This window comes from Streptomyces sp. NPDC048560, from assembly GCF_040650955.1.
Taxonomy (GTDB): Bacteria; Actinomycetota; Actinomycetes; order Streptomycetales; family Streptomycetaceae; genus Streptomyces.
On sequence record NZ_JBEZIJ010000011.1, the window covers coordinates 290,487 to 304,066 of the forward strand.

10 protein-coding genes are annotated in these 13,580 nt (G+C 71.8%); 5 read left to right on the top strand and 5 right to left on the bottom strand.

What is annotated here, in order from left to right; genetic code table 11:
• Nucleotides 1–25 precede the first annotated feature (25 nt).
• The 4 genes from AB0C82_RS28260 to AB0C82_RS28275 all read right to left on the bottom strand — a co-directional run bounded on the left by AB0C82_RS28260 (nucleotide 26) and on the right by AB0C82_RS28275 (nucleotide 4,272).
• Nucleotides 26–901, bottom strand: coding sequence for an acyl-CoA thioesterase II (locus tag AB0C82_RS28260; protein ID WP_362847089.1), 876 nt, complete (start codon nucleotides 899–901; stop codon nucleotides 26–28).
• Between the two features lie 18 nt (nucleotides 902–919).
• A complete protein-coding gene (locus AB0C82_RS28265) occupies nucleotides 920–2,077 on the bottom strand; it encodes an acyl-CoA dehydrogenase family protein (RefSeq protein ID WP_362847091.1) in 1,158 nt (385 codons plus the stop codon).
• A 160-nt stretch (nucleotides 2,078–2,237) separates the two neighbouring features.
• Nucleotides 2,238–2,780 carry a YciI family protein gene (locus tag AB0C82_RS28270; protein WP_362847240.1) on the bottom strand — a complete coding sequence of 181 codons (543 nt, stop codon included), beginning with the start codon at nucleotides 2,778–2,780 and terminating at the stop codon, nucleotides 2,238–2,240.
• Between the two features lie 55 nt (nucleotides 2,781–2,835).
• The gene (locus AB0C82_RS28275) at nucleotides 2,836–4,272 is read right to left on the bottom strand and encodes a PucR family transcriptional regulator (RefSeq protein ID WP_362847093.1); all 1,437 of its coding nucleotides are present in this window, start codon (nucleotides 4,270–4,272) and stop codon (nucleotides 2,836–2,838) included.
• A gap of 111 nt (nucleotides 4,273–4,383) precedes the next feature.
• Between AB0C82_RS28275 and AB0C82_RS28280 the strand changes: the two genes are divergently transcribed.
• The 3 genes from AB0C82_RS28280 to AB0C82_RS28290 all read left to right on the top strand — a co-directional run bounded on the left by AB0C82_RS28280 (nucleotide 4,384) and on the right by AB0C82_RS28290 (nucleotide 8,664).
• Nucleotides 4,384–5,856, top strand: a complete 1,473-nt coding sequence (locus AB0C82_RS28280) for a sodium:solute symporter (RefSeq protein WP_362847095.1) — start codon at nucleotides 4,384–4,386, stop codon at nucleotides 5,854–5,856.
• A 160-nt stretch (nucleotides 5,857–6,016) separates the two neighbouring features.
• Entirely contained in the window at nucleotides 6,017–6,985 is a 969-nt protein-coding gene (gene speB / locus AB0C82_RS28285) for an agmatinase (protein ID WP_362847097.1), read from the top strand.
• Nucleotides 6,982–8,664, top strand: a complete 1,683-nt coding sequence (locus AB0C82_RS28290) for a thiamine pyrophosphate-binding protein (protein ID WP_362847099.1) — start codon at nucleotides 6,982–6,984, stop codon at nucleotides 8,662–8,664. Before speB ends, AB0C82_RS28290 begins: the two co-directional genes overlap by 4 nt.
• 4 nt (nucleotides 8,665–8,668) lie before the next feature.
• Here AB0C82_RS28290 and AB0C82_RS28295 read toward each other — a convergent pair whose 3' ends face one another.
• Entirely contained in the window at nucleotides 8,669–9,031 is a 363-nt protein-coding gene (locus AB0C82_RS28295) for a hypothetical protein (protein WP_362847101.1), read from the bottom strand.
• A 225-nt stretch (nucleotides 9,032–9,256) separates the two neighbouring features.
• On the opposite strand from AB0C82_RS28295, the gene AB0C82_RS28300 reads away from it, so the two are divergent.
• Together AB0C82_RS28300 and AB0C82_RS28305 are read left to right on the top strand one after the other, a co-directional pair.
• Complete coding sequence (locus AB0C82_RS28300; protein WP_362847242.1) at nucleotides 9,257–12,973, top strand: ABC transporter ATP-binding protein; 3,717 nt, start codon at nucleotides 9,257–9,259, stop codon at nucleotides 12,971–12,973.
• A gap of 113 nt (nucleotides 12,974–13,086) precedes the next feature.
• Nucleotides 13,087–13,527, top strand: a complete 441-nt coding sequence (locus tag AB0C82_RS28305; protein ID WP_362847102.1) for a hypothetical protein — start codon at nucleotides 13,087–13,089, stop codon at nucleotides 13,525–13,527.
• Nucleotides 13,528–13,580 lie beyond the last annotated feature (53 nt).

Genomic DNA, 13,580 nt, shown 5'->3' on the forward strand with positions numbered 1-13,580 from the left:
TCCGAGTCGGGCGCCTGTGGCCCGTTCATCCCCTCGGGGTGCGGATCAGGCCCTCCTGGATGACGGTGATCGCGAGCCGGCCGTCCTGCGTGTAGATGCGGGCCTGGCCGAGTCCGCGCCCGCCGGAGGCGGACGGCGACTCCTGGTCGTACAGCAGCCATTCGTCCGCGCGGAAGGGCCGGTGGAACCACATCGCGTGGTCCAGGCTCGCGCCCACGACGTCACCGACCGTCCAGCCGCCGCGCCCGTGGGCGAGGAGTACGGAGTCGAGCAGCGTCATGTCGGAGACGTACGTCGCCATGCAGACGTGGAGCAGCGGGTCGTCCGCGAGCTTGCCGTTCGTCCGGAACCACACCTGGGAGCGCGGTTCGCGCGGATCGCCGGCCGTGGCGAAGGGCGGGGCGTCGACGTACCGGAGGTCGACCGCCGCCCGTGCCTCCAGGAGCCGGTCCATGACGCTCGGGTCGACGAAGCGGTCCGCGTAGCGGGGCAGCATCTCCGCCGCGGTGGGCAGCGTCTCGGGGTCCGGGGCGGCCGGCATGGCCGCCTGGTGCTCCAGCCCTTCCTCGAACGTCTGGAAGGACGCGGAGAGGTGGAAGATCGGCTGCCCGTGCTGGACGGCGACGACCCTCCGGGTGGTGAAGGACCCGCCGTCGCGGATGCGGTCGACGCTGTAGACGATCGGGGCGCCGGGATCGCCCATGCGCAGGAAGTAGGAGTGCAGGGAGTGGGCTGTCCTGTCGGCGGGGACGGTCCGGCCCGCGGCGACCAGCGCCTGGGCCGCGACCTGGCCGCCGAAGACCCGGGGCACGACCGCGGAACGGCTCATGCCCCGGAAGATGTCCCGCTCGATCTGCTCCAGGTCGAGCAGATCGAGCAGGGAGTCAAGTGCTTCGCTCATGGAGAGAACGTAACCGCCCTACAGCCCCATCGACTTGGCGATGATCGACTTCATGACCTCGCTGGTGCCGCCGTAGATCCGGTTGACGCGGTTGTCGGCGTAGAGGCGGGCGATCGGGTACTCGTTCATGAAGCCGTAGCCGCCGTGCAGCTGGAGGCAGCGGTCGATCACGCGGTGCGCGACCTCGGTGCAGAAGAGCTTTGCGGAGGCGGCCTCGGCGGCGGTCAGCTCACCGGCGTCCAGGGCCTCCAGGGCGCGGTCGGCGACGGCCTGGGCCGCGTCCACCTCGGCCTGGCAGGCGGCCAGCTCGAACTTGGTGTTCTGGAAGGAGGCGACCGTCTTGCCGAAGACCGTGCGGTCCTGGACGTACTCCTTGGCGAAGCGGACGGCGGCTGCGGCCTGCGCGTACGCGCCGAAGGCGATGCCCCAGCGCTCGGACGCCAGGTTGGTGCCGAGGTAGCCGAAGCCCTTGTTCTCCTCGCCGAGCAGGTCCTCGACCGGCACCTTCACGTCGACGAAGGCCAGCTCGGCGGTGTCGGAGACCCGCAGACCCAGCTTGTCGAGCTTGCGCCCGATCGAGTAGCCCTCGGACTTGGTGTCGACGGCGAAGAGGGAGATGCCGAAGCGGCGGTCGTCCTCGCGCGGGGCGGAGGTACGGGCGCAGACGATCACCTTGTCGGCGTGCACACCACCGGTGATGAAGGTCTTCGAGCCGTTGAGGACGTAGTGCGTGCCGTCCTCGGAGAGCTTCGCGTTGGTCTTCATGCCCGCGACGTCGGAACCGGTGCCCGGCTCGGTCATCGCGAGGGCCCACATCTCCTCGCCGCTGACGAACTTCGGCAGCCAGCGCTTCTTCTGGTCGCCCGTGGCGAGCATCTTGATGTAGGGCAGGCCGAGCAGTACGTGCACGCCGGAGCCGCCGAACGAGACGCCCGCGCGGGCGCACTCCTCCTGGAGCACGGCCTCGTACTTGTGCGAGTCGACACCCGCGCCGCCGAACTCCTCCTCGACCGAGATGCCGAAGACACCCAGCTCACCGAGCTTGTGGTAGAAGTCGCGCGGCGCCTGGCCCGCGGCGAACCACTCGTCGTAGACGGGGACGACCTCGGCCTCGATGAAGGCGCGAAGGGTCTCCCGGAACGCCTCGTGGTCCTCGTTGAATACCGTACGGCGCACGGGGGTGCCTCCTCTGTCGGCTTCGGTCAGCTCAACCTGAGCTTCCGGCGGGCTGGCTAAGCGCTTGCTCAGACCTGCCTCAAAAGTTACCCGCCAGTCACCGTGCCTGTCCAGGGTGATGCTCGGCACTTCGCGACGCCGGCCGGATGTCCACCGGTCGTCACGACCGTCCGCCGAACTGCCAGGTGTGCACCTCGATCCCGGCGTACCGGTCCGCGGTCAGGACGGAGCGGGCCATGTCCGGGTCCGGTGCCCGGACCAGTGCCGCCGTGCCCAGCCAGGTGGCGCCGTCGTCTGACAGCAGAGGCCCGTAGGCGATCAGCTCGTCCCGGTCGGGCGGCAGCGCGAGGTCGGCGGCGGCTCCCGTACCGAGGCCGAGCACCAGGTACCGGTTGCCGTCGTCCGGGCCGCCGGGGAAGTCCCACATGGTGCGCCCCAGGGTGTTGCGCCACCGGCGCAGCAGTACGTCCTGGTACACGCCCGCCTGGTAGCCGGGCTCGTCGAAGGCGAACGCGCGGGCCGCGGCCGGGTCGGGCAGGTCGAGGATGTGCACGCTGCCGGTGGGTGTGCCGCCTTCGAGGGTCGGGCCCCGGGCGATCATCTCCTTCGCGTACCGGTCCATGTAGGACCAGTGGTCTTCCAGCAGTTCGTCGCGCAGCGGCAGGGAGCCGGGCCGGTCACGGTGGTAGCAGAGGAATTCCATGCCCATAGGTTCTCTGTGCGGGGGCAGTTGGTCGAGTGGGTTTGGTCGAGCGGGCTCAAAGCCCCAGCGCGAACCACAGTTCCGTCCGCACGTCCATGTCGTCCAGGTCCGTCCCCAGCAGCGCCCCGCAGCGGGCGATGCGCTGGCGGACCGTGTTGCGGTGGACCTGGAGCGCGACCGCCGTGCGGTCCCAACTGCCGTGCAGGCTCAGCCAGCAGCGCAGGGTCTCGGTCAGCGGTTCGGTGAGCGGGGCGAGGAGGGTGCGGGCATGGGCCTCGGCCAGGTCGCGGGGGACGAGTTCCGTCAGGCCGGTCGGGGGCCGGTGCACCGCGAGGGCCGTGCGGGTCGCCTCCGCGCGGCCCAGGGCGCGGGCCGCCTGGGCGTCGGCCGCCGCGAGGGCGGTGACCGGGGCGGGGGCGGAGGCGCCGAGCGTCCAGCCCGGCTGCGGGGAGATCCGGCCGGCGTCGGTGACCAGGACGCGTACGGCGTGGCGGTCCGCGTCGACGAGGGCCGAACCCAGCGCCGTACCGAGCGCCCCCGCGGTGAGCGGGTCGGCGGGCGCACCGCCGGGGCGGCGCGCGTGGACCACCGTCCAGGGGCCGGCGGTGCCCAGGAGCGGGGTGACGTCCGCAGGGTCCGCGCCGAGCAGCAGGCGTACGAGGGCGGCCGAACGGCCCGCCGCGTCGGCGCCCTGGTGCGGGGCGGTCAGGAGGGAGAGGAGCACGACCGCGATACCGGCCACGGTGTGGTCGCCGGCCGCGCGCCGGTCCGCCGCCAGTGCGAGGACCAGGCCCTGGCCGCCGCCCAGGGGGTACGCGGACAGCTGGGTGCCGCCCACGGTGTCGGTGGCGGAGGCGGGGGCCGGGCGGCCCGCGGGGGAGACCACCCGGGCCAGCCTGAGGAGGGCCGCCCCGGCGTCGGGGGCCGGGCGGCGGCCCGCCGCGTGCAGCTCCTCGCCGTCCGCGGTCAGCAGGGCCGCCCGGCCTGCGAGCTGGGTCGCCAGTTGACGCAGCACCGCGGGCACCGGGTCGGGGCGCGCCGCCGCCGTGGCCAGGGCCTGCTGGGCCCGGGTCACCCGGCGCAGCTCACGGTGCCTGGCCTCCGCCATCAGCCGCCACACGGCCCGCGCGATGGCGGTGAACGGAGTCTCGGGCGGCACCTCCAGGAGCGGCAGCCCGTGCCGGTCGCACGCCTCCACCAGCTCCCTGGGCACCGTGTCGTGCACCGGAGCCACCCCGAATCCGAGCGCCGCCGCCCCCGCCTCCACCAGCCGGGCGACATAGGTGTCCGCGTCCTTCAGCAGCACCCCGGCACTCAGCAGCAGCTCACCGCCGAGGAGGTACGGGTACGGGTCGGCCATCTCCGAGGTGTGCACCCACAGCAGGTCGGCGTGGTCGGGGCCGGCGATCCGGCGCAGCCCCAGGTCCTCGCGGGCGAGCAGTTCGGCGAGGGGGATGGGCGGGGTCGGCGGCGCGGTGGGGGAGTCGGGCATGGATGGTCCATCCATTGGGGGTGGTGAGAATGGATGAAACGTACACTTCATGGCTGCTTACCGGCCACCTACCGTCTTCACCAACCTGTTGAGCGAGACGGAGGGAAGCCCATGGCTGTCGACTATGCCGTGATCGTTGTCTACCTGGCCGGAATGCTCGCCATGGGCTGGTGGGGGATGCGCCGCGCCAAGTCCAAGAGTGAGTTCCTGGTGGCGGGCCGCAGGCTCGGCCCCTGGATGTACTCCGGAACCATGGCCGCCATCGTCCTCGGCGGCGCCTCCACGATCGGTGGCGTGGGCCTCGGCTACCAGTACGGACTGTCCGGCGCGTGGATGGTCTTCACCATCGGCCTCGGGCTCCTCGCCCTGTCCGTCTTCTTCTCCGCCCGCATCGCGCGGCTGAAGGTCTACACCGTCTCCGAGATGCTCGACCTGCGCTACGGCGGGCGGGCCGGAATCATCTCCGGCCTCGTCATGTGGGCGTACACGCTGATGCTCGCGGTCACCTCGACCATCGCGTACGCCACCATCTTCGACGTCCTCTTCGACATGAACCGGACCGTCTCGATCGTCCTCGGCGGTGCCATCGTCGTCGCGTACTCGACGCTCGGCGGCATGTGGTCCATCACGCTGACCGACATGGTGCAGTTCGTCGTCAAGACGATCGGCGTGCTCCTGCTGCTGCTGCCCATCGCGGTCGTCAAGGCCGGCGGCTTCAGCGAGATGAAGGCGCGGCTGCCCACCGAGTACTTCGACCCGCTGGGCATCGGCGGCGAGACGATCTTCACGTACGTCCTGATCTACACGTTCGGAATGCTGATCGGCCAGGACATCTGGCAGCGCGTGTTCACCGCCCGCAGCGACCGGACGGCACGCTGGGGCGGCACGGTCGCCGGTACGTACTGCCTCGTGTACGCGATCGCCGGAGCCGTCATCGGCACGGCGGCCAAGGTCCTCTACCCGACGCTGCCCAGCGCGGACGCCGCGTTCGCGACCATCGTCAAGGACGAACTCCCGATGGGCGTGCGCGGTCTCGTGCTGGCCGCCGCGCTCGCCGCGGTCATGTCGACGTCCTCCGGCGCGCTGATCGCCTGCGCCACCGTCGCCAACAACGACATATGGTCGAAACTGCGGGGGGCCGTCACCGGGGGCGGCGACGGCGGGGAACGCGACGAGGTGAAGGGCAACCGGGTCTTCATCCTGATCATGGGCATCGCCGTCATCCTCATCGCGATCGCGCTCAACAACGTCGTCGAGGCCCTGACCGTCGCGTACAACCTGCTCGTCGGCGGGCTGCTGGTGCCGATCCTCGGCGGGCTGCTGTGGCGCCGCGGGACCGCGGCGGGGGCGCTGGCCGCGGTTGCGGTGGGTGGTGTCGCGGTCATCGGCCTGATGGCCGCGTACGGAATCCTCGCCAACGAGCCGGTCTACTACGGCCTGCTGTCCTCGCTCGCGGTGTACGTGATCGTGTCGCTGGCGACGAAGCCGACGGACGCGGCGGTGCTGTCCGCCTGGCGCGAGCGGCTGGCGGGCCGGGGAGCGGCCGAGGAGCCGGAGCCGGTGAAGGAGCCGGTCACCACCTGACCTCGTGTCCTCGATCGCCGGACAGGCTTGATTCCGCCGGGCTCGACTGCGGGCCGGGCAGGCAATCCGAGCCCGTCCGGCGATCGAGGGCAAAACCGTTGCCCCGGTGATCCCGCACACTCAATAACGTAAGAAACCCGAAGGAAAGGCACTCCGTCCCATGAGCAGCAACGAAACGCCGCGCGGTCCCGTCGACTCGTCCCGTGTCCCGCGGTACGCCGGACCCGCGACCTTCGCCCGGCTGCCCCGGCTCGACGAGGTCGGCACCGCCGACATCGCCGTCGTCGGTGTGCCCTTCGACAGCGGGGTCTCCTACCGGCCCGGTGCCCGCTTCGGCGGCAACGCGATCCGTGAGGCCTCGCGTCTCCTGCGCCCGTACAACCCGGCCCAGGACGCCTCCCCGTTCGCGCTCGCCCAGGTCGCCGACGCCGGTGACATCGCCGCGAACCCGTTCAACATCAACGAGGCCGTCGAGACGGTCGAGGCCGCGGCCGACGACCTGCTCGGCACCGGCGCCCGCCTGATGACGCTCGGCGGCGACCACACCATCGCGCTGCCCCTCCTGCGCTCCGTCGCCAAGAAGCACGGCCCCGTCGCCCTGCTCCACTTCGACGCGCACCTGGACACCTGGGACACGTACTTCGGTGCCGCGTACACCCACGGCACCCCGTTCCGGCGGGCCGTCGAGGAGGGCATCCTCGACACCGAGGCGCTCTCCCACGTCGGTACGCGCGGCCCGCTGTACGGCAAGCAGGACCTCACCGACGACGCGAAGATGGGCTTCGGCATCGTCACCTCCGCCGACGTCATGCGCCGGGGCGTCGACGAGATCACCGACCAGCTGCGTCAGCGGATCGGTGACCGTCCGCTCTACATCTCCATCGACATCGACGTCCTGGACCCGGCCCACGCGCCCGGCACCGGCACGCCCGAGGCCGGCGGCCTCACCTCCCGGGAACTGCTGGAGATCCTGCGCGGACTGGCCTCCTGCAACCTGGTCTCGGCGGACCTCGTCGAGGTCGCGCCGGCGTACGACCACGCGGAGATCACCTCCGTCGCCGCCTCGCACGCGGCGTACGAACTCACCACGATCATGTCCCGTCAGATCGCAGAGGCGCGCGCGAAGTGACCCACGACCACGACGACCGCCCGCGGCTCACCCCCGCGCAGGCCGAGGCGGCGCTCAACCCCCCGCCCGGCCGCAACGGCGGCGACCTCGTCGTCGAGACGCTCCAGGGTCTCGGCGCCACGACCGTGTTCGGGCTGCCCGGCCAGCACGCGCTCGGCATGTTCGACGCGCTGCGCCGCTCCTCGCTCACGTACATCGGTCTGCGCGTCGAGAACAACGCGGGCTTCGCCGCCGACGCCTACGGCCGGATCACCGGAGAAGTCGCCCCGCTGCTGCTCTCCACCGGCCCCGGCGCCCTCACCTCGCTCGCCGCGCTCCAGGAGGCGGCGTCCGCCTCCGCGCCGGTGCTCGCGATCTCCAGCCAGATCCCGACGGCGGGGCTCGGCGGCGGCCGGCACGGCTATCTGCACGAGCTCCGCGACCAGAAGGCGTCGTTCCGCGACATCGTGAAGTCGGTGCACACCGTCCGTACCGCTTCCCAGATCCCGTCCGCGATCGCCGCGGCCTGGGAGTCCGCGCTCACCGCGCCGCACGGCCCGGTCTGGGTGGAGATCCCGCAGGACGTGCTGCTCGCCGAGACGATCCTGCCGGTCGTCACGGCGATGGACGCCACCCCGCGCGAGCTCTTTCCACGCCCCGAGCTGACCGTCGCGGCGGCCCACCTGCTCTCGAACGCCGAACGCCCGGCGATCATCGCGGGCGGCGGAGTCGTACGGTCCGACGCGACGGGCAAGCTGCGCGCCCTCGCGGAGAAGATCAACGCCCCCGTCGTCACCACCTTCGGCGGCAAGGGCGCCTTCCCGTGGGAGCACCCTCTTTCGCTGCGCTCCTGGCTGGAGGACCGGCACACCACGGACTTCCTGGAGTCCGCGGACGTCCTGCTGGTCGTCGGCTCGGGCCTCGGGGAACTCTCGTCGAACTACCACACCTTCCGGCCGGGCGGCCGGGTCATCCAGATCGAGGCCGACGCCGGGAAGCTGGAGTCCAACCACCCCGCGCTCGGCATCCACTCCGACGCCCGTGAGGCGCTCGCCGACCTTCTCGACGCGGTGGAACCGCGCGAGGACGCGACGGCGGCCGAGCGGGTCCGTACGGTGCTGGAGAAGGTGGGGGCCCGGATCGACGCCCAGGACCTCGCCCTGGAGCAGCAGGTCCTCGCGTCGGTGCGCGCCGCGCTGCCCGAGACGGCGCCCAGCTTCTGGGACATGACGATCCTCGCGTACTGGGCATGGTCGGCCTTCGACGCCCGCCATCCGAACACGATGCACTCGGCGCAGGGCGCGGGCGGCCTCGGCTACGGCTTCCCGGCCGCCATCGGCGCGGCGGCGGCCGACCCCACGAGGCCGGTGCTCGCGGTCTCCGGTGACGGCGGCGCGATGTACTCGATCGCGGAACTGGCCACGGCCAGGCAGTACGGCCTGCCCATCACCTGGCTGATCGTCGACGACGGCGGCTACGGCATCCTGCGCGAGTACATGACGGGCGCGTTCGGCGAGGCCACCGGGACGGAGCTCTCCCGCCCCGACTTCGTGGCCCTGGCCGAGTCCTTCGGCGTCCCGGCGGTCCTCACGACACCGGAGTCGCTGACCGATGACCTCGGGAAGGCGCTGGCGGCCCCCGGCCCGTCGGTGGTCGTGCTCCCTGCCCTGCTGAGGATGTTCGAGCCGACGCACCTGTAGGCGGTCAGCGGAACCCGGTCTCCTCGGCGATGGCGTCCTCCTGCGCCTGGCAGCCGAGGAGGAACTCCTTCTGCTCCTCCGGGCCGAGGCTGCCGGGCAGCTCCCTCCCCGAGGGCATCAGGTCCGGGATCGACCGGAACACGGAGCCGGCGGCGGCGCCCTGTCCCCGCCGCCGGGCCGCGTCGTAGGACCTGCCGACCATCCACAGGGGCTCGCGAAGATGGGTCAGCGGCTTCGCCGCCGCCCTGGCCCGTGACTCCGGGCGTCCCAGCGCGCGGAAGCCGACGTCGCCGAGCTTCTGCAGGGCGGCGAGCGCCGCGTAGAGCTGCCCGCTGCGATAGGCGTCCGACGGCTGGGCGTCCGGCATGGGTCCTCCGCGCTCTCGGGGTGCGGAACGTGCCTACCCCGCGGCCGGCGTGTGAACGCCCCGACGCCTCCCTCCGGCCCCGGTTCACGGCCCGCCCGGTTCGGGACCGGCAGGGGACGCAGGCCCCGTTCGTGTTACGGCGGGATGAAATCTGCTCCCGGCCGCGTTGGTGACTTCCGGTAGATCAGGTGGCACGTGGCACGGCGGGTCGAACGGGAGGCATCGGTGGAGGGCGCGGAACAACAGGGGTGGGGACGGCGGCTGGCCGGATACGCATGGCGCTACAAGCGCAATGTGGTGCTGGCGCTGGGTTCCTCGCTCGCCGGAATGGCCGTGATGGCCCTCGTCCCGCTGATCACCAAGGTGATCATCGACGACGTGGTCGTCGGGCACACCCGGTCCCTCGCCGTCTGGACCGGGCTGCTCATAGTCGCCGCGGTGCTCGTCTACATCGCCACGTACATCAGGCGGTACTACGGCGGCAGGCTCGCCCTCGACGTACAGCACGACCTGCGCACCGAGATGTACTCGACGATCACCCGGCTCGACGGGAAGCGGCAGGACGAGCTGTCCACCGGGCAGGTCGTGGGGCGCGCCACCAGCGACCTCCAGCTGATCCAGGGGCTTCTCTTCATGCTCCCGATGACCATCGGGAACGTCCTGCTCTTCGTCATCTCCCTGGTGATCATGGCGTGGCTCTCGCCGCTCCTCACCCTCGTCGCCCTCGCTGTCGCCCCCGCGCTCTGGTTCATCGCCCGCCGCTCCCGCGCCCGCCTCTTCCCCGCCACCTGGTACGCCCAGAGCCAGGCGGCCGCCGTCGCCGGAGTCGTCGACGGCGCCGTGTCGGGGGTCCGGGTGGTCAAGGGCTTCGGGCAGGAGGACCAGGAGACCGGCAAACTGCGCGAGGTCGGGCGCAGGCTCTTCGCCGGGCGGCTGCGCACCATCAAGCTGAACTCGCGCTACACCCCGGCCCTCCAGGCCGTGCCCGCGCTCGGCCAGGTCGCGATGCTGGCCCTCGGCGGCTGGCTCGCCACGCGGGGCGAGATCACCCTCGGCACGTTCGTCGCCTTCTCCACCTACCTCGCCCAGCTCGTCGGCCCGGTCCGGATGCTCGCCATGGTCCTCACCGTCGGCCAGCAGGCCAGGGCCGGTGTGGAGCGCGTCCTGGAGCTCATCGACACCGAGCCGTCCATGCAGGACGGTACGAAGGACCTCCCGGCCGACGCTCCGGCCAGCGTCGAGTTCGACGACGTCAGCTTCGGCTACGACGAGGCACGGCCCGTCCTCGACGGGTTCTCGCTCACCATCGAGCCCGGCGAGACCGTCGCGGTCGTCGGCGCGTCCGGCAGCGGCAAGTCCACCGTCTCGCTCCTGCTGCCCCGCTTCTACGACGTCACGCACGGCGCCGTCCTCGTCGGCGGCCACGACGTCCGCGAGCTCACCCAGGAATCACTCCGGGCCGCCATCGGACTCGTTCCGGAGGACAGCTTCCTGTTCTCCGACACCGTCGGGGCCAACATCGCGTACGGCTTCCCGGACGCCACCCAGGAGCAGATCGAGCAGGCCGCCCGCTCCGCGCAGGCGCACGGCTTCATCACGGACCTGCCCAAGGGCTACGACACCAAGGTCGGCGAGCACGGACTCACCCTGTCCGGCGGCCAGCGCCAGCGCGTCGCGCTCGCCCGCGCCATCCTCACCGACCCCCGTCTGCTGCTCCTGGACGACGCCACCTCCGCCGTCGACGCCCGGGTCGAGCACGAGATCCACGAGGCCCTCAAGCAGGTGATGGCGGGCCGCACCACCCTCCTGATAGCGCACCGCCGCTCCACGCTCGGCCTCGCCGACAGGATCGCCGTCCTCGACAAGGGGCGGCTCGCCGACATCGGTACGCACGAGGAGCTGGAGCGGCGCTCCGCGCTCTACCGCCGTCTCCTCACCGACCCGGACGAGCTGGGCGGCACCTCGCCCGGCCACCGGCCGGTCAGGGCGGACGTGCGGGAGGACGACAGGACCCTCCAGGAGGAACTGGACGCCGAGTTCGACGCCGAGCGCGGCATCACGCCCGAGCTGTGGATCCGCAAGGAGGAGCCGCGCGGCCCGGTCGCGGACGGGATGCCCGCCACCCCCGAACTGCTGGCCCAGGTCGACGCGCTGCCGCCGGCCACCGACATCCCGGACATCGACGAGGCGAGCGCCGTACGGGCCGAGGAGTCCTACGGCCTGCGCCGGCTGCTGCGCGGCTTCGGGCTGCCCCTGATGGTGAGCCTCGGACTCGTCGCCGTCGACGCGGGCATGGGCCTGCTCCTGCCCGTGCTGATCAGGCACGGCATCGACGAGGGCGTCACCCAGCTGGCGCTCGGCGCGGTCTGGGCCGCCTCCGGGCTCGGCCTGTTCGTCGTGCTGGTGCAGTGGCTCGCGCAGATCGGCGAGACCCGGATGACGGGCCGTACCGGTGAGCGGGTCCTGTACGCGCTCCGCCTCAAGATCTTCGCGCAGCTCCAGCGGCTCGGCCTCGACTACTACGAGCGCGAGCTGACCGGCCGGATCATGACGCGGATGACGACGGACGTGGACGCCCTGTCCACCTTCCTCCAGACCGGTCTGGTCACGGCCTTCGTCTCCGTGGTCACCTTCTTCGGCATCATGGTCGCCCTGCTCGTCCTCGACGTCGAACTGGCTCTGGTCGTCTTCGCGACCCTGCCCGTCCTGGTCGTCGGCACGTTCTTCTTCCGCCGCAGAAGTGTCGCGGCGTACGAGCTGGCCCGTGAGCGGATCAGCGCCGTCAACGCCGACCTCCAGGAGTCCGTCTCCGGACTGCGCATCGTGCAGGCGTTCCGCCGCGAGCGGGACGGCGCCGCGCGGTACGCGGCGAGCAGCGACCACTACCGCGAGGCCCGGGTACGCGGCCAGTGGCTGATCTCGGTCTACTTCCCGTTCGTCCAGCTGCTGTCCTCCGTCGCCGCGGCCGCCGTACTGATCGTCGGTGCGGGGCGCGTCGACAACGGGACGCTGACCACCGGCGCGCTGGTCGCCTACCTCCTCTACATCGAGCTGTTCTTCGCCCCCGTGCAGCAGCTCTCCCAGGTCTTCGACGGCTACCAGCAGGCGACGGTCTCGCTCGGCCGGATCCAGGAACTCCTCCAGGAGCGGACGTCCACGGCCGACCCCGACGAGCCGCTGGACGTTCTCGCGCTGCGCGGCGACATCGCCTTCGAGGACGTGTCCTTCGCGTACAACGGCGAGGAGGAGGCGCTCACCGGGGTCGACCTGCGCATCCCGGCGGGCCAGACGGTCGCGTTCGTCGGCGAGACGGGCGCGGGCAAGTCCACGCTCGTCAAGCTCGTCGCCCGGTTCTACGACCCGACGGCGGGCCGGGTCACCGCGGACGGCACCGACCTGCGCGCGCTCGACATGACCGCGTACCGGCACCGGCTCGGAGTCGTGCCGCAGGAGGCGTACCTCTTCGCCGGTACGGTCCGTGACGCCATCGCCTACGGTCTGCCGGACGCCACCGACGCCCAGGTGGAGGCGGCGGCGCGGGCGGTCGGCGCGCACGAGATGATCGCCACGCTCGACGGCGGCTATCTGCACGAGGTCGCCGAGCGCGGCCGTAACCTGTCGGCCGGCCAGCGCCAGCTGATCGCGCTCGCCCGCGCGGAACTGGTCGACCCGGACGTCCTTTTGCTCGACGAGGCCACCGCCGCGCTGGACCTCGCCACCGAGGCGCTCGTGAACCAGGCCACCGACCGGCTCACCGGCCGCCGCACCACGCTGGTCGTGGCGCACCGGCTGACCACGGCCGCCCGCGCGGACCGGGTCGTGGTCATGGACCACGGCCGGGTCGTCGAGGACGGCACCCATGACGAACTGCTGGCCAGGGCCGGTACGTACGCCCGGCTGTGGCGCACGTTCATAGGAGAGGACGAACCGGCGGCGGTCTGACGGGCACACGCCCCGGGCGGGACCGGTCCTCGCTCCATGCAACCTTCGGACGGCTCTTCGCGTCGTACGCATGTACGCGCACGTCTCGGGTAGGGCCAATGTGTTCGATAGGGATGGTGAGACCGCTGAGGTCATCAAGACCGTGGGGAGCGGAGGAGACCCTCGCAGGCTCCCGGCGCTCCAGGGGCAGGCGCGCCCTCGCGTATCTGCTCGTCCTGCCGCTGCTCGCCCCCCTCGTCCTCGCCCTCGGCGCCCCCGCCCAGGCGGCCGCCGCCTGCTCCGGACGGCACGCCACGACGGTGTCCTTCGCCAAGGGCGAGCTGCGCGTGTACAAGAGCCGCGCCTACGTGTGCGCGGTGACCGTCGCCAAGAAGCCCGGCGCGCGCCGGGCGATGAGCGTCTCGCTCCAGGCGCGCGGCGGCCGGCCGGTCGTCGACGAGGGCCGTTTCACGACGCGAGCGGGCCCGGTCACCGTGTACGCGCTGAACCGCTGCGTCCGCGCGACGGGCGCTGTCGCGGGCAGTTCGGGCTCCACCGGATGGATCCTCTGCTGATGCCCTGTTAAAAGATCGCACAACCGGGTCTGGCGTGGCACGTGTTGCCCCCG